Consider the following 24,239-nt stretch of genomic DNA (forward strand, 5'->3'; position numbering starts at 1 on the left):
TCACTCGTCGCGAACGTGGTTGTGCAGCGCTCCGATGCCGTCGACGGCGACCTCCACCGTGTCGCCGGGTACCAGATAGCGCGGCGGATCGAAGCGGGCGCCTGCACCCGTGGGAGTTCCGGTGAAGATCACGTCGCCGGGTTCCAGCGTGCAGAACGTGGACAGGTACGCAATCTGATAGTCGAGAGGAAACGCCATCGTGGCCGGAGTGTCGTCCTGTCGGAGTTCGCCGTTGACATGGGTGGTGAGTCGCATCGCCTCGATGTCGCCCATGTCGCCGATGTCATCCATCGTCACGAGCCACGGCCCGATCGCTCCGGAGTCGTCCCAGTTCTTGCCTTGCGTCACGTTGAACTTGGCATGTCGTACCCAGTCGCGAATCGTCCCCTCGTTGCCGAGCGTCAGGCCGGCGAGATGATCGATCGCGGACTGGCGCGGGATTCGGCGGCCGCCGACGCCGATCACGGCGACGATCTCCCCTTCGTAGTCGAGTTGTTCGCTCTCGGGCGGTCGTACGAGCGCTTGGCCGTGGCCGACGAACGAACTCGCGAACCGGATGAACACGCTCGGCTTGGAGGCTTCGTCCTGTCCGTCTCGGTATTCGGCGTTGCGGCCGCCGTAGTTCACTCCGATACAGAAGATCCTCCCGGGTCGCGGGAGGGTCCGACGGAATTCGACAGCGTCGAGCGCCACTCCCGGCTCGGCGGTGGAAGCGATCTGGCGGGCCTGGTCGACCAGCCCTGCGCTGAGCAGTGCCGAGAGGTCGTCGACGCCGGCGAACCGATCGGTCAGGTCGACCACGCGGTCGGTGCCGTCGATGTCGACCACGGCACCGAAACGGTCGCGATCGTGGTGGTGGTAGGTGAGGAGACGCATGGATCTGCTTTCTCTCGGAGACGGACTTGTCAAAACCGATAACATGTTACATGATGTGGGGGTGCCACACGTCGTCATCGAGTTCACCTCGAATCTCACCAACCGGATCGACCCCGACGTGCTCGTCGACGCCGTGCACGCGGCCGCCCTCGCCACCGGCACAGCACCCCCCGATGCCCTGCGCACCCGTGCGATCGAGTGTGCCCACGCTGCCGTCGCCGACCAGCACCCCGACAACGCTTTCGTCGCGGTGACGGCTCGACTCGGTCCGGGCCGATCGATCGACGAACGTCAGCAGTTCGCAAGCGCGTTGCTGGACGCAGTCGAGGCCTGTCTCGGCGACGCCATCGACACCGTGATGCTCAGCGCCGAGGTGATCGAGATCGACGCAGCCTCTCGGGTCAACCGCAATCACCTTCGTCCTCACGTCCGCGCCCGAATGGCCGACGAATCCGGTCACTGACGCGGCGCTACGTCGACCGGACTCGCCGAGCCGACATCGCCCACCGACATCGCCAACCGACATCGCCAACCAGCAAGGAGCAGCGCCAGATGGCCGCCACCAAATCCCGTGACCACTATCGACAGATCGCCGACGAGAAACTCGCCCGCTTCGCTGACGGGCCGCTACTGCACCTGATCGGTGGCGAGGCGGTCGCCAGCGCCGACGGGGCCACGTTCGACAACACCTCACCGGTCGACCATTCGATGATCGGCAGCGTCGCCGCCGGTGACGCCGCAGACGTCGATCGCGCCGCGATCGCAGCATCCGACGCATTCGGCGACTGGTCGCAACGGTCGGGAAAGGACCGGCAGCGCATCTTGCGCTCGGTCGCCGATCTGATCGAAGCGAGAGCGGACGACATCGCCGCGGTCGAGTGTGTCGACACCGGGCAGACGATTCGCTTCATGAGCGCCGCCGCAACGCGCGGTGCGGAGAACTTCCGCTTCTTCGCCGATCACGCACCGAGCGCACACGACGGCCGTTCGATGCCTGATCGCGATCACGTGAACTACTCGATGCGTCAGCCACTCGGTCCGGTCGGGGTCATCACTCCCTGGAACACACCGTTCATGCTGTCCACCTGGAAGATCGCGCCGGCACTCGCCGCAGGCTGCACCGTGGTCCACAAGCCGGCCGAATGGAGCCCGTGTACGGCGTCGATGCTCGCGGAGATCGCACTCGAGGCCGGGCTTCCGCCGGGCGTCCTCAACGTGGTGCACGGCATGGGGGAGACCGCCGGCAAGTCACTCACCGAGCACCGCGCGATCAAGGCGATCGCATTCGTCGGCGAGTCGTCGACCGGGTCGGCCATCCAGGCCCAGGCGGCACCATCGCTGAAGCGACTGCATTTCGAACTCGGTGGAAAGAACCCGGTGATCGTCTTCGCCGATGCCGATCTCGAGCGTGCCCTCGACGCCGTCGTGTTCATGATCTACAGCCTCAACGGTGAACGTTGCACGTCGTCGAGCCGGCTGCTCGTACAGGCGTCGATCCACGACGAGTTCGTCGAGCGTCTCGCCGAGCGGGTGCGGGCTCTGCGCGTCGGCGATCCGCTCGACCCGTCCAGCGAAGTCGGTCCGCTGATCCACCAGCGGCACTGCGACAAGGTTCGCAGCTATGTACAGATCGCGCTCGACGATGGAGCCGAGGTACTGGTCGGAGCCGGCGACGACGATCCGGAGTCCAACTTCGTCTCGCCGAAGCTCTTCACGAATGCGACGCCGAACATGCGAATCGCCCAGGAGGAGATCTTCGGACCCGTCCTCACCGTGATCCCTTTCGATGACGAAGCCGAGGCGATCGACGTGGCCAATGGCGTCGACTACGGCCTCGCCGGGTACCTGTGGACGAGCGACACCGGCCGAGCTCACCGCGTGGCGCGTGACCTCGAGGTCGGGATGGTCTGGGTGAACAGCCAGAACGTTCGTCATCTGCCCACTCCGTTCGGCGGCATGAAGGCGAGTGGTATCGGTCGTGACGGCGGCCCCGAACACTCCTTCGATTTCTACATGGAGACCAAGAACGTGGCGGTCGCCTACGATTCGCATTCGATTCCGCGTCTCGGATCGGTGTCGCCGTGAGTGGGCGAACGCTGAGTGACGCTCAGATCGCCGAGATCGCCGGGGCTCACGAGCAGGCGCGTCTGAGCGTGTCGCCGATCGACCCGCCGACACGCGCGCATCCTGACATGACGCTCGACGACGCCTATGCCCTTCAGGCGGCTTGGGTCGATCTGCAGGTCGGTGGCGGGGCCGAGGTGCGGGGTCACAAGATCGGGCTCACGAGTCGGGCGATGCAACAGGCGATGCGGATCGACGAGCCCGACTTCGGCGCGCTGCTCGAGTACATGTTCTTCGACTCCGGCGCCGTGCTCGACGCAGACGATTTCGTCGATCCGAAGATCGAGGTGGAGTTCGCGTTCGTGTTGCGCGAGCGGCTGTATCGACGTGACGTCACGCCGGCCGACGTGTACGCAGCAACCGAGCAGATCGTGCCGGCGCTCGAACTGATCGATGCGCGCAGCCACCGTGTGCATCCCGTCGACGGGGCCCATCGCACCGTCCGCGACACGATCTCCGACAATGCGGCCAACGCCGGCGTGATCATGGGACGTACCTCGGTCGATCCGACCGATGCCGCCGATGGACGTCTGCGTTGGGCAGGGGCGATCTGCAAGCGCAACGGCGTGGTCGAAGAAACCGGCCTGGGTGCGGGCGTGCTCGACGACCCGGTACTCGGGGTCGTCTGGCTGTGCAATCGACTGCACGGCCTCGGGATCGCGTTGGAGGCGGGCGAGACCATCCTCGCAGGGTCGTTCACCCGACCGGTCGACTGCCGCCCCGGCGACGAGTTCGAAGTCGATTTCGGTCCGCTCGGGGTCGTCGAGACCACGTTTGCATGACGCCAGGTCGACGGACGTCTTCGTCAGCGGTCGGCCGGCGGGGCTCCCCAGTCGAGCGCGATCACCCGATGGAGTTGGTCGACGGCGGAGTCGCCGATGCGCAGCCGGAGCTCGGCCTCGATGCAGGCCAACTCCTCGGCGGCTGCGATCCCGAACGACATCGCTGCGAGGGTGGGATGCACCAGGACCGCGCGGCCATCGTCCGGATCGGGTTGGACCTCCACCAGGTCGTATCCGGAGAGCGGGCGAAGCAGCTGCTGCACGGCCTGTCGGCTCATGCCGAGCCGGCGAGCGAGTTCGCTCGGGCGGCACGGCCCGAACTGCAGGTTGGCCATCACGAGCGCCTGCGATCGGTTGAGCAGTGGAAATCCACGTTGCGCCATGCGCTCCGCGAGGGCGTCGTTGAACCAATCGGCTGCGTGGAGCAGCGAGAGAGCGAGGTTCGGCGGCTGCATCGAGCGCCGACGATAGCCGGGCGGGCATCCACCGGAAGCGCTCGTTTGCCACGATGTCTCGTCGATGTGCGCCCTCTGATATCGTCAAGACACTTGACGAACATGGGAGTCGTCATCTCGAGGGTTCGTTGCGTGGCGGGCCCGCGATCTGAGGAGAACAGATGCTGCTCGTCACCGGACCGACCGGAAACGTCGGAGCCGACCTGACCCGTCAACTCGTCGACATGGGATCCGATGCGCCCCCATATCGCCTTGCCGGACACCACCCCGACCGGCTTCGCGCCGAGTACGGCGACGACGTCGAGGTGGTCCCGTTCGCGTATGACGACCGAGACACGTGGCCGGCCGCGCTCGAGGGTGTGGACACCTTGTTCCTCCTGTTTCCGCTGCCGAAGCCCAAGACGGCCCGCTCGTGGATGGCGCCGTTCGTGGCGGCGGCAGCCGAGGCAGGCGTGCGCCACGTCATCTACGTGACGGTGCCGGGTGCCGACAAGCGAAAGGTGGTCCCACATCACCACGTCGAGCAGGCGATTCTCGCCAGCGGAATGCACCACACCTTCTTGCGCTGCGGCTATTTCAGTCAGAACCTGGTGCGGGTCATCTCCACCCACGGAGTGGACATCGCCGAACACGACGAGGTGTTCGTGCCGGCCAAGGACAGCACGACCACGTTTCTCGACTCCCGTGATGTGGCTGCGGCGGTGATCACCATCGTGGCCGAGCCCGAACCACATCGAGGGGCGTCGTACGTACTGACCGGTCCCGAGGCGCTCACCTTCGGCGAGGTGGCCGAGGTCCTGTCCGACGTGCTGGAGCGTCCGATCACCTACGTGAGCCCGTCGATCCCGTCGTACGTACGTCGTCTCCGCAAGCGGGGCGTCACTTGGGACACCGTGCTGTTCATGAACGTGGTGTATCGGCTCGCCCGCAGTGGGGTGAACGCCTGGTCGAGCGAGGACCTGCCGAAGTTGCTCGGGCGCCCCGCCACGCCGTTCCGTGAGTTCGCCGTCGACCACCGTTGGCGATGGGACCAGCAGGTCTGGACCTGAGCCCGCTCGGTTGGTGAGCGGTTCGACTCGAGTTGCTCGACGCCGCGGCGAGGTCAGGCCGGTACGGCGTCCCGACGACGGCTCCCGACGCGGGCTGCGAGCCAGCCGGCGAGCACGAGACCCACGATCCACGACACGGTTTCCACCGGCTGGTCCTGTGCATTCGCGATACCGAAGCACAGCGGGCTGGGTGACTCGTACTCCTGGCCGTCACCGCGAACGGGGTCGCCGTTGAGCGCGTCGGCGAGGGGCAAGATCAGTGGTACTCCGTCGACGAACCCGAGTCCCGCCTGGGCGTTGGGCTGGGTGAAGTCGGGGGGTGTGGCGCATTCGGCGACCGGCTTCGGGATGTCGAATTCGTCGGCGCTGGCCTCGTAGCGGTCCCGAGCCTCGTCGAGCGTGAGCGCCTCCTCCGTGGCCCCGTCTCCGGCTGCCTCGAGGTCGGGCACCTGGCCGGACGCGATCAGCGCTTCGGCAGCGGCGACCTTGTCGGGATAGGCCGATCGGATCTCGTCGAGTCGGTCGGCCGGAACGTCTTCCCACACGACCGCCAGAACCTCGTCCTCCATGGTCTCGAACGCGGGTGTCGGCAAGACCGCAACGATGGCGGGCGGCGGAATCACGAAGGTTCCCTCCGGTCGCATCTGAGTCGGATCATCACCTTCGGGCTCTGCGGGCACGCGCAGATCTCCCCACTGGTCGTCGAGGGCCTCGATGCCGTCGAACAACTGCTCGCGCTGAAGGAAGTTCTGAGCTCCGAACATCGTCAGCAGTGCCACCACGACCGCGACGACGATGCCCCAGCGACCGGAGGCGAAACGGGCGCCGGCACCGACGGCTGCACCGATGGCTGCACCGAGCGGTATGGCGAGCCAACCCATCTCGACATCGAGCGAGTAGTTGGCGAGCACCCAGATGGCACCACCGATGCTGCCGACCGCTACGCCGGCCAGGATCGCGCCGCCGACGTGCAGCGCTGCTGGCCCGTCGGGGTTCGGGCCCGACGCTGGTGGGCCGTGGGTCAGAGCGGTGGAATCGTCCGAGTCGTGAACGCCGTCCCCGGCGTCGAGGTTCGTTGCTGTGCCATCCATCACAACATAGTAGTCAAGAGACTTGACTAATGTGTGAGCGGTCGAGAGCAACCTCGTGCGGCCGGACGAACCCCTGGAGTCCGAGATGACGACGGGGCGCAGGGCGCGCTCGACGAGTCACCGGTGACGTGCTCGGCCGGAGCGACCGTCGGCTGACGCCGCCAATCCAGGACACGGAAGGAGCAGGTTTCGAGATGGAGCAGAACTTGAGCGGAACGGATGCGTCGACGAACGAGGTGGCCCCGCCTCGGCGTGTCGTGGTCACGGGTGCGTTCGGCAACGTCGGCGCTGCGGTGGTGACGGCGCTCATCGATCGAGGCGTCGAGGTGCGTGCCGCCGAGCGCCATCCCGGCAGGGTGGCAGAGCGTTTTCCGGGGATCGAGGCGGTCCGACTGGATTTCGAGGACCCGACAACGTTCGCTGCAGCTGCTGCCGATGCCGATGCGGTGTTCCTGATCCGTCCTCCGGCGATCGCTCGGGTGGGTCCGACCATCAATCGTTTCGTCGACTCGCTCGCACAGACCTCGGTCGAACACGTCGTCTTCTCCTCGGTGGCAGGCGCGGACACGAACAAGGTGGTTCCTCACCATCGGATCGAACAGCACCTGCTCGCGTCCGGTCTGGCGTGGACGCTGCTGCGACCGGGCTTCTTCTCCCAGAACATCGGCGGCCCGTACCGTGACGATGTCGTCGTCGACGACCGACTGTACGTCCCGGCTGCGCGAGGCCGTGTGGCGTTCGTCGATGCCCGGGATCTCGGCGAAGCCGCAGCGATCGCGCTCTGCGACCCGTCGTATCGAGGACGCGCCCTGCACCTCACCGGACCGGTCGCGGTCACCTTCGACGACGTGGCGGTCATGCTCAGCAACGCGCTCGAGCGGACGATTCGCTACGAGCCGGCGTCGGTCCTGGGCTATCTCCGTCACCGGCGGCGGCGCGGTGATCCGCTCGTCCAGTGTGTGGTTCAGACGGTGCTGCACGTGGGACTCCGCCGCGGTGACGCCGAAGAGGTGACCGACGTGCTGGCCGAGGTGCTCGACCGGCCTCCGCGGTCGGTCCGCGAGTACCTCGCCGACCACCGCGACCTGTTCGTCGCCAGCGAGCACTCATCCAACTGACCACTCGAACGGGCTGCCGGGTGGCTCCTCTGACCAGAGTCGTGTTCTCGGCACGTTTGGTGGCATCATGGTCGGTACGCCCGTCGATGTCCGGCGCGCGGAAACGAAGGACACGCCATGGCGTCACGCAAGCAGCCCGTCTCGAAGTGGTTCGACGGGACGACCCCGCTCGAAGACCTCGGCGAGAACGAACAACTCGCTCACCAGATCGCCCTCGAGCGCGGTGACCTCGGCTCGTCGATCATGCGGATCATGGATGCCGACCTCAGCGAAGCCGGCTGCACGCAAGCACTCAACGCGTTCTACGGCTCGCTGTCGACTCCCGGCGATCCGAACCGCGACCCCCGCGTCGCGATCGCCAACGCCGAAGGCGTCTGAGTTCCAGCCGAAGGCGTCTGATTTGCAGCCGAAGGCGTCTGAGTTCCAGCCGAAGGCGTCTGAGACGACGTTCGAAGCTTCCGCTGGGTGCCTGGCTCAGTGGCGGCCGAAGGGGTTGATCGAGCGACTGGTGAAGTCGTTGAGGACCTTGATGATGTCGTTGACGACCCAGCGGGGTCGGCCGTCGGCGGTCGGGTCGATCGGGTCGAGGATGCGACGCTCTTCGAGCCGCTTGATCGCGTCGGTGACGGCGCTGAGGCCGATCCCGACCGACTCGGCCATGGATCGCGCGTCGACGACGGGATGCGCGAGCAGTGCTTGCGACACCGGGTGCACGGCGGAGTCGGAGCGGAACTCCGACAGGGTCAACTCCCAGCGAGCGAGCATCCGTTGGACGTCGCCGAACAGCTCGGTCGCGCTCCGCAGCGCGGCGAACGTCGCGTCGGCGCCGAGTTCGACGATCGGGACGAAGTCACCGTGGCGGTACTCGGTGAGCGCGTCGATGTAGCGGTGCTTCTGCGACACGATGCCGGCCGAGAGTGGCAGCGTCGCCGCTTTGGTCAGGCCGTCGCGTCGGAGCATCGCGTGGATCAGGGCCCGCCCGACGCGTCCGTTGCCGTCGGGGAACGGGTGGATCGTCTCGAACTGCGCGTGCATCACCATCGCCTGGATGAACACGGGCATGTCGGTGCGGCCGATGAACTCGCACAGGTCCTCCATCGCGTCGGGGACCCGACGTGCGGCAGGCGGCACGAACGTCGCCTTCGGTGGTCCGCCCGAGAAGCTGCCGATCCAGACCGGATCGGTGCGCCACCGGCCGGCGAGCACTGGGTGGGTGTCTTGGAGGAGCGCGCGGTGGATGTCGAGGATCGTCTCGGGTGTGATCTCGTCGGAGAGGACGATCGCCGCGGTCGTCGCGTCGACGTTGCCGATCACGTCGGCGACGGAACGCCCGCGCTCGTCGCCGACTTCGGCGAGCAGCAGGTCGGGAACCGGCGCCGCGACGTTCTCGATCTTCGACGACGCCGACGCTTCGATGCGCACGAGCAGCGCTTCGAGTGGTGCGAGCGTGTCGCCGACGCGCAGGTCGAACGCGGCGATGGCGGTGCGGACGTCTTCCGACACGAGCGCACACTCGGACGGGATCAGCATGATCTCGTCCGCGATCGGCGGGATGAGCGCCGAGTTGTAGGTGCGGTCGTCGGACGACCGGGAGGCGTCGCCGCCTTCCTCGATCAACCAGACCAACTGCTCGTACGTGACGGGGGGCCAGGTGGAACTCATCGGGTCACCGTTCGTGGGTCGCCGAGTCCGAACGGGAACGACGGGTCATGCGACGAGTATGGCCCACCGACGCGAGCGATGCGGCTTCGCTGACGGGACCGGGTCGGGGTCACGTCCGGGTCAGCGGAAGTCGGCGAGGCGGGCGGCGGTGTCGGCGTCGTCGAACTCGTAGTCGTTGGCGTACTCGCGGGCGAGTCCGGCATCGAGCGGCAGCCGCTCCCGGTAGAGGTCCTTGTATGCCGCGAACGCGTCGGAGCTGTTCGCCAGCATCTCCTCGACCAGCGCGTCGACGGCGTCGACGAAGCGATCCCGGGGAGCGGAGCGGGCGGCCAGCCCGATCTCGACGGCTTCGATGCCGGTGATCGTGCGAGCCGTGTACGACAGCTCACGGGCGCGGGTGATGCCGACCGCGTCGGCGAGTCGTTGCGACATGCCCCACGTCGGGCGGATGCCGAACTTGGCGTGCGTGTCGGCGAGCTTGGCCTCGTCGGCGACGATCATCACGTCGCAGGCGAGCGCGAGCTCGAGCGCGCCGGTGAAGCAGAAGCCGTTGACGGCGGCGACGACCGGCTTGGGCATCGACGACAGGGTGGCCGTGAGACGACGGGCCGGAACGTCGAGGAGGTCGCCGACCTTGCCGTTGGCGAGCTGACGTTCACCGAGCGCCTTGAGGTCGACGCCGGCGCTGAACGCGCGCCCGGCTCCGGTGAGCACCACGACGCGGATCGCCGGATCGGCAGCGACGGTGTCGGCGGCGTCGTTCAGCTGGCGCAGCATCGTCGGCGTGATCGCGTTCAGCGCGTCGGGTCGATCCATCGTGATCGTCGCCACGCCGTTGCCCGACTCCAACCGCACCTGTTGCTCGTCGCTCATTCCCCCGTTGTAGCCCCGCCGCTTCGTCGATCCGGTGTCAGGCACCTCGTCGGCGCCACTGCGAACGACGGTCCAGGCCCACAATGGTGACGGGCGCCGGTACGAACCCGGATGGCGAAGGCATGGTTCGCCTCAGGTGGCGGCGGGTTCGAGCGTGTCGCCGAGCAGATCCTCGACTTCAAGTGGGGCTACCTCGACGGCGATGTTCTGAGCTGGTCGCCCGCTGATCTCGACGAGGTTCTGTTCGGCCTGTACCCGGCCAAGGTCCTGCTCGATGCAGAGGCGATTGCCGAGGTCCCTCCGGGCTTCGTCTCGTTCCTCCGATTCCTCGCCGGCCGTCGGCCGGAACACTCACCGCCGTTCGAGGTGCTCGCGGAGTACGTCGAGCTGTCGGCGTCGCGCTTCATCTCGGCGATGAACGACGAGGACAACTGGTCCTTCGGCAAGCGCATGTGGTCGACCGCTCTCGGCGAGGGCGTCGATCTGACCGACGAGGACGCGATCGGGCGCTGGATGGAGGACTTCAACTCGCGGACGCTGGGCGAGCGGGACCAGATCCTCGGTCGGCTTCCGGCGCCGGGCGACGGACTGTTGCGGGCCGTGTTCGGCTCGATGCCTCCAGTCGTGTTGGCGTCTGAGGACGAGCTGCGCTCGCTGGCCGCCGACAGCGTGCTGGTTCGTCGGCTCACGGCACTGGTCTGGTACGTCGGTGACGGCCGCACTGTGACCGACCGCGGGAACTTCAGGCTCGCCGACGGGAAGGAGCTGGTCGCCGTGCTCGGCACCGACGACCGGTTCGACGAGCAGATCGGCGACCGGGTGTTCAAGACGAAGAGCAGCGAGGACCTGAGCGACGTCGACTGGACATACCGGCTCGCGCTCGAGACCCTGATGCTGGAGATCGACGGGAGCAAGCTGCTTCCCAGGGCGAATACTGGGTGGGCTGAATCGGCCCTCGACACCGCATACGGCGCGTTCCTCGTGATGCTGAAGCGAATCGGCCCGGTGCAGCAACGGTACCGCTCGGACCATTACGGCTGGGGTTGGTACGCCGAGGCGCTCGATGCGCAGCTCACACCGCTGCTGTTGGAGCTCTACCGAAACCGCGAGCCACGCGAGGTCGACGAGCTGGCCGAGACGACGTGGAACGTGCTGCAGGACGAGTACGACCTGTCGAACGTTCCTGCCGACAAGCTCGCCCACCACCGCAGCCTGGTCGAGAACGCGATGCGGCACGCCCTCGATCGGCTCGCCGAACTCGGGATCGTCGAGATCGCCGACGAGATCCGCACGCCCCCCAAGTACGGCGGTGTCGAGCGCAGCGGAGGAACGTTGCAGCTGGCCCCGCTCGGCCTGTGGGCGATGCAACGGATGGCCTCGACGCTGACGGGCGCGCCGATCGTCGGAGCCCGGCGTGAGATGTCGGCGGCCGAGCTGCTTCGCGCCGTCGGCAATCTTGCCGACGACGTGGCGCGCGGGGAGATTGACGCGTGGGTCGACCACCACGGCGACTCCGCTGCCGACGAGCTGTGCGCAGCGCTACCGGGTGCCGATGAGACCGGGCGCGGGCTCGCCTTCCGGGCACTCCTGCGGATCGGCGCCAGCCGCCGCGGCCGTCGAGACGCTGGGCGAGCACCCCGACCTCGCCGAGTTCGTCACCGTCTTCCGCGTCGACACCCTCACAGCGTCGCCCGACGAGATGAACCGGGCCGGCGACGCTGAGGGATGGATCGGGCTGCTGCACACCGTGCTCGAACTGTGGGGCCCCAACGCCGCGGCGGCAGCGTGGGCGGTCCCGGCGGCCGGCGATCCAGGTATCGACGCGATGCTGAACACGGCGTGGCGCATCCCCGGTCTCGCCACGGGCGAAGTGCTCGCCGCCGTCGGCGGTCACCACCCCGACAAGGGCGTTGCGAAGGCAGCCCGAAGGGCCCTCTTCAAGTACCGCAGCGCGAGCTGACGGCGTCGAGAGCAGCACGAGTAGGTCGAAGCCGAGGTCGACCTACCCGGCGCGCTTGAGGACCGCGAAGCAGCGCCACAATCACCCTCGCCGACGTCGTGGTGGCCACCTGACTCGAAACCCCACGTCGGGCCGATCAAGCCCCGATGCGCGTCCGCTCCTGGTCGGCTGGCGCCAACTCAGCGCGAGCGTCACCGATCACATCCCAGGCGGTGCGCAGGAAGAGCACCGCGATTGCGACGCCGACGATCACGTCGGGCCAGACGCTGTCGAGCCGCCAGACCGCCGCGGCCGCTGCGAGCACTGCCGCGTTCGCGATCAGGTCGTTGCGCGAGCACAACCACGTCGAGGTCATGTTGATGTCGTCGGAGCGGTGCCGCCACAAGAGTGCGAACGCCCATGTGTTGCCGGCGAGCGCGACGAGCCCCATGAGCGCCATCGCGTCGGCGACCGGTGGTGTGCCGTCGACGGCACGCCATACCGCCTGGCTCAATACGACAAGACCGAACACCAACTGCACGACACCTTTGGACAGCGCGGCGCGCGCACGCCACCGAGTCCCGCGTTGCAGCACCCACAAGCTGAACGCATAGACGAATGCGTCGCCGAGCATGTCGAGCGAATCCGCGAGCAGCGCCGTCGAACGCGCCCACCAGCCGACGACGAACTCGACGACGAAGAGCACGGCGTTGATCCCGAGGACCACCCACAGCACCGTCCGTTGGCGGTCGCGCAGCGCGACGAGTGCGTCGTCGTCGGCATCGCAGCACCCAGCACCCATACGCAGCAGTCTGTCAGCCTCGGATTCCCTCGGCTACCCGCAACCTCACGCCGAGATCCGACGTTCGTTGCGAGCGATTCGAGCCGCGTGTCCGAATCGGCTCGAGCCGGCACGCAAAGGCTTGCAGAACGTCCACCGAGCGGGCACGGAGAACTGACGCGGCGGCCGGCAGGGGACGCACTCCGGCACGAGCGATGATCGCGCTCGGCTTCGCACGGCCCGGACCCCGAAACAGCGGTCAAACTTCAACCCATTCTTCGACCGGACGAGTAGAAACCGGGTAGAAGCCGTCAGCACACTACAGCAGTGTTGTTTGCATTTGCCCAGCTCAATGGACAGTTCCTGGACTGGAGTGGACTGTGGATAGCCCCGAGAATCTGAGTTCAAGTCCGCTCTCGCCCGCGACGAAACCGCTGTTCAGCGGGGGTGCCTGGCGCCTCGGCTCCGAGTGCGGGGTGGTTCCCGCCGATGCAGTCGACCGCAAGTTCGCCATCGCCGTCGACGACCTCACGTCGTGCTCGCCGAATGACCGAGGGACCTCAACGGGCGTCGTGGGAGGTGGGACGTACGATGAGGGGATGAGCGAACGCGTGCCGTTGTCGGTGCTCGACCTGGCCCCGGTGCCATCGGGAGTCGGTGCAGGTGAGGCGTTGCGCAACTCGATCGACCTGGCTCGATTCGTCGAGGAACTCGGCTACACCCGCCACTGGGTCGCCGAGCACCACAACTTTCCGGGGATCGCGAGTTCGTCGCCGGCGGTGCTCATCGCGCACCTCGCTTCGGCGACCTCGACGATCCGGGTGGGTGCCGGCGGCGTGATGCTGCCCAACCACGCGTCGTTGACGGTCGCCGAGCAGTTCGGGATGCTCGAGGCGATCCATCCGGGTCGGATCGATCTCGGCCTCGGTCGGGCGCCCGGGACCGATCCCGTGACGGCCGCGGCGCTGCGTCGCGGCCCGTCACAGGCCGACGAGTTCCCCGAGCAGTTGGGCGACCTGCTCGCGTTCTTCGCGGGCACGCACCCGCGCATCACCGCCGTGCCGGCCACGGGCCATCGTCCCGCGCTGTGGCTGCTCGGCTCCAGCGACTACAGCGCCACGGTCGCAGGTCACCTCGGTGTGCCGTTCTCGTTCGCCCACCACTTCGCCTCGGCGAACACCGCTGCGGCGCTGGCCGTGTACCGCGACGCGTTCCGGCCGTCGCAGTGGCTCGAGCAGCCGTACGCCATGATCGGCGTGCCGGTGGTGTGTGCCGACACCGACGAGCGCGCCGAGTTCCTCGCCCGCCCGAGCGCGCTGTCGTTCACCCGTTTGCGGCAGGGTCGCCCGATCCAGCTCGTCACGCCCGAGGAGGCCGCCGAGTACGAATGGACCCCGATGGAGGAGGCGCTGCTCGCGACGTGGCGTCAGCCGCAGGTGATCGGTGATCCGAGTTCGGTACGCCGCCAACTCGACGAACTCGTCGAACGATTCCGGGTCCAGGAACTGATGGTCACCACCATGACCCACTCCCACGCCGATCGTCGCGACAGCTACCGCCTGCTCGCCCACGCCTGGCACCCTGCCCCCGCCGCCAGCCCCAGCTGAGCTGACCAGCACCGATCCACGCACGGTCCCGGACGCGCCGATCCGGCACGTGCCTTCCGGCACCGAACCATTGAGGCCGGGTGACGGGTTGGGTGGGGGTGATCGTGGGTACGGTCGTCGCGATGGACACACTCGAACTGCCGGTCGTCGACACCGCGGAGCTGCCCGCCGTTGCGACGACGGCCTCGCCTCGCCGTCGCCAGGCGCGCCCACCGTTCGTGTTGCGTATGTTCGCGGCACTCGCCGGTGTCGGGGCGAGCCTCGTCACGGTGGCGCTGCTGCTGTCCGACCGTGCGCCCGGCCTCGTCGAGACGGCGTTCGGTGATCGGGCCCGCCGTCTGTGGGAGCGCATCGACGCCAGCGAACGAGCGCAGTTCGTCACCGAGGGCGAACTCCCGCAGACCGACTTCGTCGTGCACGTCCTGATCTGGACCGTGGTGGCGGCGCTGGTCGGTCTGGCCGTCTGGTCGTGGCGAGGACTCGCGGTCTCGGCCGTCCTCGTGGCGACGGCGAGCGGCCTGCTCGAGCTGGCGCAGGGCCGATACGCCACGACCCGCGTCGTCGAAGCCCGTGACATGATCGCCAACCTGCTCGGCGTCGGACTCGGGATCGCGCTCGCCGCGCTCTGTTACCTGGTGTGGTCGATGTTCGCCGCCCTCGGCCGATCGCTGTCCCGGCGCTGACGAGCACGCAGCCGGCACGACCGGCACGCCCGCCGCCCGGCACGCCAGCCGGCGCCGGCCCCACTCGCGGTCACCGGCCCCACCCGCGGTGACCTGGCCCAACTACGGTGTCGTCGGATGAGACTCAACGTGGTTCGACGGGGTGTCGGCCGTCCGATCGTGCTGCTGCACGGGCTCGGGACGTCGGCGGCGACCTGGGCGGCGGTCACCGAGGCGCTCGACGAACGATTCGAGACCCTCTCGGTCGACCTGCTCGGGCACGGCGACTCGCCCGTGCCCGACGACCCCGCCGAGTACACCCGTGACCGAGCCCTCGACGACCTCGACGACGTGCTCGACGATCTCGACGAGCCACCGATCCTCGTCGGTCACTCGCTCGGCGGGTACCTCGCCCTCGCGCACGCAGCCACTCGCCCGGAGGCGTTGCGCGGCATCGTCGTGCTCAACACCGGTCCGGGGTTCCGGGACGCGACGAAGCGCCAGGAGTGGAACGACCGGTCGAAGCGCAACGCACATCGGTTCGGCGTGCCCGAGCAGGTGACCACGCTCAACCTGCAAGAGGACTCGGTGGTGATGGATCGGATCACCACGATCAAGACCCCGACGCTGGTCCTGGCCGGTGGCGACGACCGACCGGAATACCAAGGGTCCGGTCAGTATCTCGAACGCAAGATGCCCGATGCCCGACTGATCGTGCTCGACGGCGGCGGACACTCGATGCACGAGGACACGCACGCGACCGAGGTCGCCGAGATCATCGCAGCGTTCGCTTCGACGCTCCCCTGAGTCGACGCGGCCGGCGCACGCCGAGGATCCCGCTCGGGAACTTGATCGCCGCGACGATCAACATCACGCCGTTGATCGCGAGTTGGACGTCGGACGACCCGGGGCTGAGACGCTCGAGTGTGACCGTCAGCAGTCCGCCGGCGCCGAGCACCCCGGCGAGGAGCGCGGCGAGCGGGGCGGCCGCGCCCGCGAGGTACGTGATGGCGACCGCGACGATCGAATCGAGCACGCCGAACGAACTCGACGTCACCAGCTCTCGGCGATAGGCGAGCATCGTGCCGGCCAAGCCGGCGATGAGCCCGGCGATCGCGAACGCGCCGAGCTTCGTGAGCGCGACGTTGATGCCGGCTGCCTCGGCCGCGCGATCGTTGGCGCGAACGGCGAGCCACCGACGCCCCGTGCCGCTCAGCCGCAGGTTGATGACACCGAGCAGGCAGAACAGCAACACGATCACGACCAGGATGCCGAACTGCCAGCGTGGGAAGAGGTCGCCCGCTGCCGAGATGCGCAAGTCGACACCGAACGCCTTCGGTGGGGTCACGGTGGCGCCGGTCAGGCCGCCGGTCAACCATCCCCAGCGGAAGAGCAGTTCCTCGACGGCGACCGCCGCGGCCAGGGTCGCGATCGCCAGCGTCATCCCGCGGGTACGCAGCGCGGCGAGGCCCGACACCACACTGACGACGACCGCCACGGCCGCGCCGAGCAACGGGGGCAGAGGGAACGGCAACGACAGGTCGTCGCTGACTCGGACCATCGAGAACGCGGCGACGCCGGCGACCGCGAAGGTGGCCAGCGAGATCTGACCGACGAGACCGGTCAGCACCACGACCGAGAGTGCGAACGTCGCCGCGATCGACGACACGATGATGCCGGTGCGCCACTGACTGTCGAGCGTGAGCAAGCCGATCACGCTGGCGACGGCGACCGCTACGGCGATCAGCCGAGCGTGGCGGTGCACGGTCGGGCGGGGCAGGCGCACCCCGGTGAGCGACGAACGGCCCGGCAGCGGATCGCCACGGACGAACAGGGTGACGAGCACGAGCGCGAACGGGAGGCCCTGCTGCAGACCGATGTCGGGCAGCCACGCCCAGTCCGCCTGCAGGTTGAGGATCTCCGACTGTGCCATCCCGATCGCCAGACCGGTCGCCGCGGTGACGGGGAGCGACCGGAAACGTCCGGGCAGCGCGGCGGCGAGCGCAGGCACGATCAGCAGGCTCGAGGTGCCGGGATCGAGTCGGATGATCGGTGCGGCCATGATCATCGCCAAGGCCGCGAGCACGGCAGCGAGACTCCAGTTGACGATGCCGATGGGATGCGGCGAGATCCCGATCATCGTCGCGGCCGTGCGATTCTCCGACACGGCACGGGTGCGCAGTCCGAACATGGTCGTGCGGTACACCCACCACAACACCGCCGTCGTGAGGACGACACCGCCGGCGAGCAGGTAGCGATCGAGCGGAGCGACGACGCCGGCGATCGTGACCAGACGGTCGGGGAGGGGTCCGTCGATGATGAACGCCGCCGCACCCTGCTGGTCGAAGCGCAGGCCGGCGACGGAGATCAGATACAGCAGCAGCCCGAGCGAGGCGACGAGCCCGGCCAGCGGTGGCGCGGTGTCGAGGTGGCGGAAGATCAGCCAGTAGAGCGCGGCACCCAACGCCATCGCGTACACGACGATGATGACGAGCGCCGTGACGACGGTCGGCCGGTCGACGAGATGGAACCGGTCGGGAAGGCCGACGATCGGCAGCACCAGGTCACCGGTCGCGCGGAGTTCGTAGTAGCTGAACGCGAGGAACATCCCGACCGCGGCGTGGGCGAAGTTGATGATCCCCGACGCGCGGTGCGTGACGACGACCCCGATGCCGAGCGCCGCGATGACGGCGCCGACACCGAGTCCGAGGAGCAGGAAGGTGAAGTGGCTGCTCACTCGATCACGGAGAACAGCGCCGGCGTGTCGATCCAATCGGTGGCGCCGGCGACCTCCTCACCGACCGCGGGGACCTCGAACAGCACCTGCTGCGGAGCGCACAGCGCAGGGAGTCCGGGGACCTGTGCGCCGTCGCAGGTGTAGGGGTGTCCCCAGAACGACGGCCGGTCGACGGCGCTGCGGGCGAGCTCGATCAGCGACTCCGACGACACGGCGTCCGGGCCGAGTTCGACCATCAACGCGTACAGGTTCATGAACCCGCGGAACCCGACGGTGCCGGCGCCTCCCGCCGGCTCGGTGGCGTACGTGTCGGTGACCAGTTCGAACACCTCCGCTTCGGGGTCGCCCGTCTGGACGGGTCCTTCGGAGTTGAACAGCGGTCCGACCGCTGCCTCGCCCGCGGCCTCGATGATGGCGTCGGCCGCGCACGCACCGGTGAGGTACAGCTGGCCGTCGTAGCCGAGATCGACCGCGGTCTCCATCACCGGCAGGCAGGCACTGTCGGCGGCGAGCACGATGAGTGCGTCGGCGTCGATCTCCTGTGCCTTGGTGAGGACCGGCAAGAAGTCGGTGGCGACGATCGAGAACGGCACGAGTTCCACCTCGAGCCCGAGCGACTCGCCGACGACGGCGCCGTAGTCGCGCGCCGCGACCTCGAACGACTCGAATTCGCCGTAGGCCAGCGCGACCCGCTGCGCACCGTTGTCCGCGGCATGGCTCATGTACGCCGCGGCCGCACCGGTGCCGCCGCCGGAGAAGAAGAACGCGTTCGCGCTGCGCTGTTCGACGAGGTTGGCCGGGATGCCACCGACGACGGCGAGGCCGTTCTGCTCGATGACGGGATACGACCCGTTGCTGGTCACGTCGACCCCGCCGACGAGCGCGATGACGTCGTCTTGCACCATCTGCAACGCGCACGACTGGGACTGTTCGACGTCGAAGCTCGTGACACAGGTGACGAGCTCGACGGGTCGACCGCCCACTCCGCCGAGTTCGGCGTTGACCCACGCAACGGCGGCCTCGGCAGCGGCGCGCACTTCGGGGAACGACCCGAGCGGGGTGTTCTCCTGGTTGATCATCCCGATGCGGACGGGTTCGAGCGAGTCGTCGGCCGGCGTGGCCGAGGTCGGGAGCGTCCCGAGGAACCACTCGGCGCCGCCCAGCTGCCAGACCACCGATCCGTCGTCGGGCACGTCGGTGTCGGTGTCGTTTCCGGTGTCGGTGCCGGTGTCGGTCGTGTCCGGCTCGGTGTCGGTCGGCTCGGGCTCGGCCGGCTCGGTGTCACCGGTCTCTGGCTCGGTGTCGGCCGGCTCGGTGTCGCCGCTCTCGGGCTCGGCCGGCTCGGTGACCGCGGGCTCGGAATCGGCGGTGGCCGCCGTGTCCGGCTCGGGCTCGGAACAACTCGCGGTGATGAGCGCGACGACCGTCGCAACGGCCGCGATCGCACGTGAACGTTTCCCCATGTTCAGCTCCCCTCAGGCTGCGTGCTGAACAGTGTTCAGCTGATGCGCTACCGTAGCAGTCGCACAGCAGGTCGGCCGACCGCTGGACACCGCTGGAGGATGAGGCGACATGACCACCACCGACGAACCCATCACCGAGATCACCGAGGCAGAACTGCCCTGGCATCTCCGAGAGAACCGAGCACCGATTCCTGACGAGGTGACGATCACCGACCTGCAGGTCGTGGGCGCATTGCCGCCCGAACTCAACGGTCGATACCTGCGCAACGGTGCCAACCCGGTCACCGGCCACTCCGAGCACTGGTTCCTCGGCGACGGCATGATCCACGGGATCGAGCTGTCGAACGGCTCGGCCAACTGGTACCGGAATCGCTACGTCCGCACGCCGCTGTTCGAGAACCCCGGCGTCGACCGGATGGAACTCGGCTACCTCAACCCCGAGACGATCTCGTTCGACTACGAGATCAGCACGGCCAACACTCACGTCATCGCGCACAACGGCAAGATCCTCGCCCTCGAGGAGGGCGCGTTCCCGTACGAGATCACGCCCCAGCTCGACACCGTCGGGCCCTGCACGTTCAACGGCAAGCTGGCGACGGCGATGACCGCCCACCCGAAGATCTGCCCGGAGACCGGCGAGCTGTTGTTCTTCGGCTACAGCTCCCTGCCGCCCTACCTCGTCTACCACCGCGTTTCCGCGACGGGCGAAGTGCTGCAGTCGACCGAGATCTCCGTCACCGGGCCGACGATGATGCACGACTTCGTCGTGTCGAGGAACTACTCGGTCTTCATGGATCTCCCGGCGATCTTCGACATGGAACTCGCGATGAGCGGGGGCATGCCGATCCGTTGGAGCGACGAGTACCCGGCACGGTTCGGGATCATGCCGCGCACGGGCAGCGACGCCGACGTCCGCTGGTTCGACGTCGACCCGTGCTACGTCTTCCACACGCTCAACGCGCACGAAGAAGGCGACGAGGTCGTCGTGCGTGGCTGTCGGATCCGCGAGCTGTGGCGCACCAGCGCCGACATCGGCGACCCCGATCAGACCAACGCCGACGACGCCCCGCGCATGTGGGAGTGGCGCTTCAACCTGTCGACCGGTGCCGTGTCGGAACGCCAGCTCGACGACCGTTCGTCGGAGTTCCCGCGGGTGCCCGACGCCCTCGTCGGCCTCCCCAACCGCTACGGCTACAGCATGTCGACCAACGCTGCGCAGACCGCCGGCGAGATCTTCAAGTACGACCTCGCCAACGGCGGGTCACGGACCTCGCACGTCTTCCCGGAAGGGCAAATGCCGGGCGAGCCGGTGTTCGTCCCAGCCGACGGTGCGACCAGCGAAGACGACGGCTACCTGTTGACCTTCGTGCACGACGAGACGACCGACACGTCGCACCTCACCGTGCTCGACGCGTCGTCGATCGAGTCCGACCCGGTGGCGCAGGTGCATCTGCCGCGACGGATCCCGGCCGGATTTCACGGCAGTTGGGTTGCCGATTGACGCGAGGTCGCGCATCCTGACGACATGGCGATGTTGACTCGCGAACGGATCATCGCCGCCGCCCGGAACACCGTCGAGCGAGACGGGCACGAGCAGGTGTCGGTGCGCAAGCTCGCGAGCGAACTCGGTGTCACCGCGCCGGCGCTCTACGACCACGTCGCTTCGAAGGACGAGGTGCTACGCGCCGTCGCGGAACAGGGCTACGTCGCGCTCGGTGAGGTGTCGTCGGTCGCCGACGAACTCGACCGTCCGATCGATCGCGTGCGCGCCCGTGCGCTCGCCTACGTCGAGTTCGCCCGGACGCATCCCGAGTTGTTCCGGGTGATGTTCATGTTCCGCCCGGCGGCGGTGGCCATCGAGGCCGACAACGAACTCGGTGCGGCGAGCGAGGTGTTCGAAGCGGGGCAGGCCGATCTCGCCCGAGCCATCGCGGCCGGCGACCTCGGCGGACACGATCCGGTGCATCTCGGCCTGACGATGTGGGCGGCGGTGCACGGTGTCGCGACGGTGTCGATCATCGCGCCGCCGGTGGGTGCGTCGGTCGCCGAGACCGTCGTCGACGCGATGCTCGCCGGCCTCCGCCCGAGTTGAGGGGTCGGCTACGACTCGGTCTGCTCGGTCTGCGCGCGTGCGACCGCTGCCCGGGCGCGTCGGATCGAACCGAGCAGCTGCCACACGAGGACGCCGATGACGATCACGCCCGCCGCGCCGATCGCCCACACCACCCACGACACGCCCTCGTCTTCCTCCACGAACACCAGCGACGGTTCCGGCGCGGACGGATCGAACGTGAAGCGGAAATCGTCGTCGACCACGTCATCGTCGATCGACAGCACCGTGTGGGCGACGCGGTACTCCCCGGGCGCGGTCAGTGGCTCGGCGAACACGATGCGAGCTTCGATCTCGGTGAGCATCTCGAAGGCGGCGTCGACCACCGCACCGTCGGGGCCGGTCACCTCACCGTCGAACGTCACGATGAAGTCGCCGTAGAACAGCTGGATCTCGGTGATGTCGCCGCCGACGACGGCGTCGGGGCCCGGGCTGGCCGCGGCGAGCCCCGAGTGTGCCGACGCCACACCGGGCGCGACGAGCGCGAGCACGATCGTGAGCACCGACGCGAGCGCGGCCGTGAGCGCAGCTGCTCGCACGGTCGGCGGCACGGTCGCTGGCACGGTTGGCGGCACGGTTGGCGGCACGGTCGCGGTCGGCTCGGCGGTGGGCCGGCGGAGGGTGAGCGGCAACGACACGACGTCAGTGTGGCAGGTGGACTCCGCGTCGCGCCTGCATCGACCGAGCACGGCTCGCGCGAAGCCGTTACCTTGCGATCGTGACCTCGCCTGCGACGTTCGAACTGGTCGACGTGGTCGCCGGCCCGGCCGACGCACCCATTCTGCGCGGCATCAGCCTGACCGTGCCGTGTGAGGGGATCCTCGCCGTCGCCGGCCCGTCGGGCTCGGGGAAGTCGACGCTGTTGCGCTTGCTGAACCGGCTCGACAGCCCGGTGTCGGGCACGATCCGGTGGCAGGGTCGCGACCTCACGGAGTGGGATCCGACCCAGCTGCGGCGCAGCGTGGCGATGGTCTTCCAGAAGGCGCCGATCTTCCCCGGCACGGTGTTCGACAACTTCGTGGTCGCGCGAGCCGACCTCACCCGTGAGCGCGCCGAGCATGTCGTCGACCACGTCGGACTTCCGGTCGAACTGCTCGATCGTCCGGCCGCGACGCTCAGTGGCGGCGAGGCGCAGCGGATGTCGATGGCGCGCGCCCTGCTGACCGATCCGATCGTGCTGCTCGCCGACGAGCCGACCGCCGCCCTCGATCGTGCGTCGCGGGTGACCATCGAGGACCTCGGCCGCGAGATCGCCGACTCGGGCGTCCCGATCGTGTGGATCACGCACGACACCGAACAGCTCCGGCGACTCGCCGACCACGTGGTCGTGCTGCGTGGCGGGCAGATCGCCGCGTTCGGTCACCTCAGCGAACTCGAACAGCACGACGACGCGTTCGTACGCGATGCGGTGGGGGCACGATGAACAGGGCCGACATCGGCCTGCTCGGGCTGGCGGCGTCGAGCATCCTGATCGCCGTCGCCCTGGCGATCTCGATGTGGCGTCGACTCGGGCTCGAGCGGAGTCTGCTGTGGTCGGCGCTGCGCGCGCTCGTGCAACTCCTGATCGTCGGTGCGGCATTGCAGTTGGTGGTCGACGACGACGACCCCTTGATCTTCTCGGCGATCTGGCTCGTCGTGATGCACGTGTTCGCGGCGTACACGACGTGGCGTCGAGCGCGAGACGTGCCGTCGGTGTTCCCGCTGTCGCTCGCCGCGTACTCGGCGTCGGCGGCCGTGACGCTCGGTGTGCTCTTCGGGTTCGGTGTCTACGAATTGGAAGGCCGCACGATCGTTCCGCTCGCGGGCATCGTGGTCGGCAACTCGCTGTCGGCGACCGTGCTCGTGTCGCGTCGACTCTTCGATGCGGCCACCGAGCGGCGCGAGGAGATCGAAGGGCGCCTGGCGCTCGGGTTGTCGGCGCGTGATGCGTTCCAGCCGATCCTGCGCGAGTCGCTGCGTACGGCGTTGATCCCCCAGATCGAGTCGACCAAGGCGGTCGGGATCATCGCGCTGCCGGGGGCGATGGTCGGGCTGATTCTCGCTGGTGTCGACCCCGCCGATGCGGTCCGCGTGCAGGTGTCGGTGATGTATCTGGTGCTGGGCAGCGTGGCCACGACCACCGCGGTGATGAGTGTCGGGATCTCCCGCCAACTGTTCACGCCGGCTCAGCAACTCATCCGCCGAAGCTGAGCCGACCGGACCGTGGTGCCGGAACCGGCACGGCCGTCGGCGACTGCCTAGGGTGCCGGCATGCGATTCGTCACGGCCGAGATCGATCCCGTCGATGCGTACAAGCTGTTGAGTGGGCTCGTCGTGCCGCGCCCGATCGGTTGGATCGGATCGCGCAGCACCGACGGGGTCAACAACCTCGCCCCGTACTCGTTCTTCAACGGTGTCGCTGCCTCGCCGCCGACCGTGATCTTCGCGCCGACCGGACAGCCGGTGGCTCGCAAGGACACGTTGCGCAACGTGCGCGAGACCGGTGTGTTCACCGTCAACATCGTGAACTTCGCGCTCGGTCCCGCGATGAACGTGACGTCGGGGACCTATCCCGACGACGTCGACGAGTTCGAGGTGGCCGGGCTGACGGTGCGCGAGGCCGACCTCATCGACGCTCCGATCGTCGCCGAGGCGCCGGCCAGTTTCCAGTGCGCGGTGACCCAGATCGTCGAGGTCGGCCACGCGCCGATGGGAAGCCAGGTCGTCTTCGGGGAGGTGCTCGCGTTCGACGTCGACGACGACCTGCTCGACGGCACCCGCGTCGATCAGGTCGCGCTCGATCCGATCGGACGCCACGTCGGCAACCTCTACTCCCATCGCGGCACGCTCTACGACATGCCCCGACCCGACTGACGTCGTCGCGGTGTCGGCTCGCCAGCAACCCCACCGGCCGGAAGTAGCGTCGCCGCT

At 68.1% G+C, this 24,239-nt stretch carries 25 protein-coding genes; 16 read left to right on the forward strand and 9 right to left on the reverse strand.

The window, feature by feature from the left end:
• Positions 1 to 876, reverse strand: coding sequence for a fumarylacetoacetate hydrolase family protein (locus ACE37B_RS23750; protein WP_409925840.1), 876 nt, complete (start codon positions 874 to 876; stop codon positions 1 to 3).
• A gap of 61 nt (positions 877 to 937) precedes the next feature.
• Here ACE37B_RS23750 and ACE37B_RS23755 point away from each other — a divergent pair, with 61 nt between their 5' ends.
• The 3 genes from ACE37B_RS23755 to ACE37B_RS23765 all read left to right on the forward strand — a co-directional run bounded on the left by ACE37B_RS23755 (position 938) and on the right by ACE37B_RS23765 (position 3,782).
• Positions 938 to 1,339: a 5-carboxymethyl-2-hydroxymuconate Delta-isomerase gene (locus tag ACE37B_RS23755; protein ID WP_409925841.1), complete on the forward strand. Its 402-nt coding sequence runs from the start codon at positions 938 to 940 to the stop codon at positions 1,337 to 1,339.
• Between the two features lie 89 nt (positions 1,340 to 1,428).
• Positions 1,429 to 2,961 (forward strand): 5-carboxymethyl-2-hydroxymuconate semialdehyde dehydrogenase, encoded by a 1,533-nt coding sequence (gene hpaE / locus ACE37B_RS23760; protein WP_409925842.1) that lies wholly within the window; start codon positions 1,429 to 1,431, stop codon positions 2,959 to 2,961.
• On the forward strand, positions 2,958 to 3,782 hold the full coding sequence (locus tag ACE37B_RS23765; RefSeq protein ID WP_409925843.1) for a 2-oxo-hepta-3-ene-1,7-dioic acid hydratase: 825 nt from the start codon (positions 2,958 to 2,960) through the stop codon (positions 3,780 to 3,782). Before hpaE ends, ACE37B_RS23765 begins: the two co-directional genes overlap by 4 nt.
• 23 nt (positions 3,783 to 3,805) lie before the next feature.
• Here ACE37B_RS23765 and ACE37B_RS23770 read toward each other — a convergent pair whose 3' ends face one another.
• Positions 3,806 to 4,237 (reverse strand): MarR family winged helix-turn-helix transcriptional regulator, encoded by a 432-nt coding sequence (locus ACE37B_RS23770; RefSeq protein ID WP_409925844.1) that lies wholly within the window; start codon positions 4,235 to 4,237, stop codon positions 3,806 to 3,808.
• A 161-nt stretch (positions 4,238 to 4,398) separates the two neighbouring features.
• On the opposite strand from ACE37B_RS23770, the gene ACE37B_RS23775 reads away from it, so the two are divergent.
• Positions 4,399 to 5,286, forward strand: a complete 888-nt coding sequence (locus ACE37B_RS23775) for an NmrA family NAD(P)-binding protein (RefSeq protein ID WP_409925845.1) — start codon at positions 4,399 to 4,401, stop codon at positions 5,284 to 5,286.
• Between the two features lie 53 nt (positions 5,287 to 5,339).
• Here ACE37B_RS23775 and ACE37B_RS23780 read toward each other — a convergent pair whose 3' ends face one another.
• Positions 5,340 to 6,377 carry a hypothetical protein gene (locus tag ACE37B_RS23780; protein WP_409925846.1) on the reverse strand — a complete coding sequence of 346 codons (1,038 nt, stop codon included), beginning with the start codon at positions 6,375 to 6,377 and terminating at the stop codon, positions 5,340 to 5,342.
• 194 nt (positions 6,378 to 6,571) lie between these two features.
• Here ACE37B_RS23780 and ACE37B_RS23785 point away from each other — a divergent pair, with 194 nt between their 5' ends.
• Together ACE37B_RS23785 and ACE37B_RS23790 are read left to right on the forward strand one after the other, a co-directional pair.
• Entirely contained in the window at positions 6,572 to 7,495 is a 924-nt protein-coding gene (locus ACE37B_RS23785; protein WP_409925847.1) for an NAD(P)H-binding protein, read from the forward strand.
• A 117-nt stretch (positions 7,496 to 7,612) separates the two neighbouring features.
• Positions 7,613 to 7,873 (forward strand): hypothetical protein, encoded by a 261-nt coding sequence (locus ACE37B_RS23790; protein ID WP_409925848.1) that lies wholly within the window; start codon positions 7,613 to 7,615, stop codon positions 7,871 to 7,873.
• A 96-nt stretch (positions 7,874 to 7,969) separates the two neighbouring features.
• Here the strand turns inward: ACE37B_RS23790 and ACE37B_RS23795 are convergent, their stop codons facing one another.
• Together ACE37B_RS23795 and ACE37B_RS23800 are read right to left on the reverse strand one after the other, a co-directional pair.
• Complete coding sequence (locus tag ACE37B_RS23795) at positions 7,970 to 9,157, reverse strand: Fic family protein (protein ID WP_409925849.1); 1,188 nt, start codon at positions 9,155 to 9,157, stop codon at positions 7,970 to 7,972.
• 120 nt (positions 9,158 to 9,277) lie between these two features.
• A complete protein-coding gene (locus ACE37B_RS23800) occupies positions 9,278 to 10,030 on the reverse strand; it encodes an enoyl-CoA hydratase/isomerase family protein (protein WP_409925850.1) in 753 nt (250 codons plus the stop codon).
• A 111-nt stretch (positions 10,031 to 10,141) separates the two neighbouring features.
• Here ACE37B_RS23800 and ACE37B_RS23805 point away from each other — a divergent pair, with 111 nt between their 5' ends.
• Together ACE37B_RS23805 and ACE37B_RS23810 are read left to right on the forward strand one after the other, a co-directional pair.
• Positions 10,142 to 11,752 carry a hypothetical protein gene (locus tag ACE37B_RS23805; protein WP_409925851.1) on the forward strand — a complete coding sequence of 537 codons (1,611 nt, stop codon included), beginning with the start codon at positions 10,142 to 10,144 and terminating at the stop codon, positions 11,750 to 11,752.
• Positions 11,730 to 11,990 (forward strand): hypothetical protein, encoded by a 261-nt coding sequence (locus tag ACE37B_RS23810; protein ID WP_409925852.1) that lies wholly within the window; start codon positions 11,730 to 11,732, stop codon positions 11,988 to 11,990. The genes ACE37B_RS23805 and ACE37B_RS23810 overlap by 23 nt, the downstream gene beginning before the upstream one ends.
• Before the next feature lie 136 nt (positions 11,991 to 12,126).
• Here the strand turns inward: ACE37B_RS23810 and ACE37B_RS23815 are convergent, their stop codons facing one another.
• Positions 12,127 to 12,771: a cation diffusion facilitator family transporter gene (locus ACE37B_RS23815; RefSeq protein ID WP_409925853.1), complete on the reverse strand. Its 645-nt coding sequence runs from the start codon at positions 12,769 to 12,771 to the stop codon at positions 12,127 to 12,129.
• A gap of 578 nt (positions 12,772 to 13,349) precedes the next feature.
• Between ACE37B_RS23815 and ACE37B_RS23820 the strand changes: the two genes are divergently transcribed.
• The 3 genes from ACE37B_RS23820 (at position 13,350) to ACE37B_RS23830 (ending at position 15,826) form a co-directional block, all read left to right on the forward strand.
• Complete coding sequence (locus ACE37B_RS23820) at positions 13,350 to 14,357, forward strand: LLM class flavin-dependent oxidoreductase (protein WP_409925854.1); 1,008 nt, start codon at positions 13,350 to 13,352, stop codon at positions 14,355 to 14,357.
• Between the two features lie 122 nt (positions 14,358 to 14,479).
• On the forward strand, positions 14,480 to 15,040 hold the full coding sequence (locus ACE37B_RS23825; protein ID WP_409925855.1) for a hypothetical protein: 561 nt from the start codon (positions 14,480 to 14,482) through the stop codon (positions 15,038 to 15,040).
• A 117-nt stretch (positions 15,041 to 15,157) separates the two neighbouring features.
• Positions 15,158 to 15,826: an alpha/beta fold hydrolase gene (locus ACE37B_RS23830; RefSeq protein WP_409925856.1), complete on the forward strand. Its 669-nt coding sequence runs from the start codon at positions 15,158 to 15,160 to the stop codon at positions 15,824 to 15,826.
• Here the strand turns inward: ACE37B_RS23830 and ACE37B_RS23835 are convergent.
• Both ACE37B_RS23835 and ACE37B_RS23840 read right to left on the reverse strand, forming a co-directional pair.
• Positions 15,795 to 17,756: an ABC transporter permease subunit gene (locus tag ACE37B_RS23835; protein ID WP_409925857.1), complete on the reverse strand. Its 1,962-nt coding sequence runs from the start codon at positions 17,754 to 17,756 to the stop codon at positions 15,795 to 15,797. The genes ACE37B_RS23830 and ACE37B_RS23835 overlap by 32 nt on opposite strands.
• Positions 17,753 to 19,219 carry an ABC transporter substrate-binding protein gene (locus ACE37B_RS23840; protein WP_409925858.1) on the reverse strand — a complete coding sequence of 489 codons (1,467 nt, stop codon included), beginning with the start codon at positions 19,217 to 19,219 and terminating at the stop codon, positions 17,753 to 17,755. Before ACE37B_RS23840 ends, ACE37B_RS23835 begins: the two co-directional genes overlap by 4 nt.
• A 109-nt stretch (positions 19,220 to 19,328) precedes the next feature.
• Between ACE37B_RS23840 and ACE37B_RS23845 the strand changes: the two genes are divergently transcribed.
• The gene (locus tag ACE37B_RS23845) at positions 19,329 to 20,720 is read left to right on the forward strand and encodes a carotenoid oxygenase family protein (protein WP_409925859.1); all 1,392 of its coding nucleotides are present in this window, start codon (positions 19,329 to 19,331) and stop codon (positions 20,718 to 20,720) included.
• Between the two features lie 24 nt (positions 20,721 to 20,744).
• Positions 20,745 to 21,311: a TetR/AcrR family transcriptional regulator gene (locus ACE37B_RS23850; RefSeq protein ID WP_409925860.1), complete on the forward strand. Its 567-nt coding sequence runs from the start codon at positions 20,745 to 20,747 to the stop codon at positions 21,309 to 21,311.
• 8 nt (positions 21,312 to 21,319) lie between these two features.
• On the opposite strand, the gene ACE37B_RS23855 is transcribed toward ACE37B_RS23850, so the two are convergent.
• Complete coding sequence (locus tag ACE37B_RS23855) at positions 21,320 to 21,967, reverse strand: copper resistance protein CopC (protein ID WP_409925861.1); 648 nt, start codon at positions 21,965 to 21,967, stop codon at positions 21,320 to 21,322.
• Positions 21,968 to 22,047: 80 nt separating this feature from the next.
• Here ACE37B_RS23855 and ACE37B_RS23860 point away from each other — a divergent pair, with 80 nt between their 5' ends.
• The 3 genes from ACE37B_RS23860 to ACE37B_RS23870 are packed head-to-tail and all read left to right on the forward strand — an operon-like array spanning position 22,048 to position 24,182.
• Positions 22,048 to 22,752 (forward strand): ATP-binding cassette domain-containing protein, encoded by a 705-nt coding sequence (locus tag ACE37B_RS23860; protein WP_409925862.1) that lies wholly within the window; start codon positions 22,048 to 22,050, stop codon positions 22,750 to 22,752.
• Entirely contained in the window at positions 22,749 to 23,519 is a 771-nt protein-coding gene (locus ACE37B_RS23865; protein ID WP_409925863.1) for an ABC transporter permease, read from the forward strand. Before ACE37B_RS23860 ends, ACE37B_RS23865 begins: the two co-directional genes overlap by 4 nt.
• Before the next feature lie 60 nt (positions 23,520 to 23,579).
• Positions 23,580 to 24,182 (forward strand): flavin reductase family protein, encoded by a 603-nt coding sequence (locus ACE37B_RS23870; protein WP_409925864.1) that lies wholly within the window; start codon positions 23,580 to 23,582, stop codon positions 24,180 to 24,182.
• Positions 24,183 to 24,239 lie beyond the last annotated feature (57 nt).

Source organism: Ilumatobacter sp., assembly GCF_046290335.1.
GTDB lineage: Bacteria > Actinomycetota > Acidimicrobiia > Acidimicrobiales > Ilumatobacteraceae > Ilumatobacter_A.

What these genes read in the sequence shown, in the direction of transcription:
- ACE37B_RS23825 (WP_409925855.1), top strand. Translation starts at nt 14,480, where the DNA reads ATGGACACACTCGAACTGCCGGTCGTCGACACCGCGGAGCTGCCCGCC.
- ACE37B_RS23790 (WP_409925848.1), top strand. Translation starts at nt 7,613, where the DNA reads ATGGCGTCACGCAAGCAGCCCGTCTCGAAGTGGTTCGACGGGACGACC.
- ACE37B_RS23795 (WP_409925849.1), bottom strand. Translation starts at nt 9,157, where the DNA reads ATGAGTTCCACCTGGCCCCCCGTCACGTACGAGCAGTTGGTCTGGTTG.
- ACE37B_RS23840 (WP_409925858.1), bottom strand. Translation starts at nt 19,219, where the DNA reads ATGGGGAAACGTTCACGTGCGATCGCGGCCGTTGCGACGGTCGTCGCG.
- ACE37B_RS23750 (WP_409925840.1), bottom strand. Translation starts at nt 876, where the DNA reads ATGCGTCTCCTCACCTACCACCACCACGATCGCGACCGTTTCGGTGCC.
- ACE37B_RS23775 (WP_409925845.1), top strand. Translation starts at nt 4,399, where the DNA reads ATGCTGCTCGTCACCGGACCGACCGGAAACGTCGGAGCCGACCTGACC.
- ACE37B_RS23865 (WP_409925863.1), top strand. Translation starts at nt 22,749, where the DNA reads ATGAACAGGGCCGACATCGGCCTGCTCGGGCTGGCGGCGTCGAGCATC.
- ACE37B_RS23820 (WP_409925854.1), top strand. Translation starts at nt 13,350, where the DNA reads ATGAGCGAACGCGTGCCGTTGTCGGTGCTCGACCTGGCCCCGGTGCCA.
- ACE37B_RS23770 (WP_409925844.1), bottom strand. Translation starts at nt 4,237, where the DNA reads ATGCAGCCGCCGAACCTCGCTCTCTCGCTGCTCCACGCAGCCGATTGG.
- ACE37B_RS23810 (WP_409925852.1), top strand. Translation starts at nt 11,730, where the DNA reads ATGAACCGGGCCGGCGACGCTGAGGGATGGATCGGGCTGCTGCACACC.
- ACE37B_RS23780 (WP_409925846.1), bottom strand. Translation starts at nt 6,377, where the DNA reads ATGGATGGCACAGCAACGAACCTCGACGCCGGGGACGGCGTTCACGAC.
- ACE37B_RS23815 (WP_409925853.1), bottom strand. Translation starts at nt 12,771, where the DNA reads ATGGGTGCTGGGTGCTGCGATGCCGACGACGACGCACTCGTCGCGCTG.
- ACE37B_RS23800 (WP_409925850.1), bottom strand. Translation starts at nt 10,030, where the DNA reads ATGAGCGACGAGCAACAGGTGCGGTTGGAGTCGGGCAACGGCGTGGCG.
- ACE37B_RS23805 (WP_409925851.1), top strand. Translation starts at nt 10,142, where the DNA reads ATGGCGAAGGCATGGTTCGCCTCAGGTGGCGGCGGGTTCGAGCGTGTC.
- ACE37B_RS23870 (WP_409925864.1), top strand. Translation starts at nt 23,580, where the DNA reads ATGCGATTCGTCACGGCCGAGATCGATCCCGTCGATGCGTACAAGCTG.
- ACE37B_RS23830 (WP_409925856.1), top strand. Translation starts at nt 15,158, where the DNA reads ATGAGACTCAACGTGGTTCGACGGGGTGTCGGCCGTCCGATCGTGCTG.
- hpaE (WP_409925842.1), top strand. Translation starts at nt 1,429, where the DNA reads ATGGCCGCCACCAAATCCCGTGACCACTATCGACAGATCGCCGACGAG.
- ACE37B_RS23850 (WP_409925860.1), top strand. Translation starts at nt 20,745, where the DNA reads ATGGCGATGTTGACTCGCGAACGGATCATCGCCGCCGCCCGGAACACC.
- ACE37B_RS23785 (WP_409925847.1), top strand. Translation starts at nt 6,572, where the DNA reads ATGGAGCAGAACTTGAGCGGAACGGATGCGTCGACGAACGAGGTGGCC.
- ACE37B_RS23845 (WP_409925859.1), top strand. Translation starts at nt 19,329, where the DNA reads ATGACCACCACCGACGAACCCATCACCGAGATCACCGAGGCAGAACTG.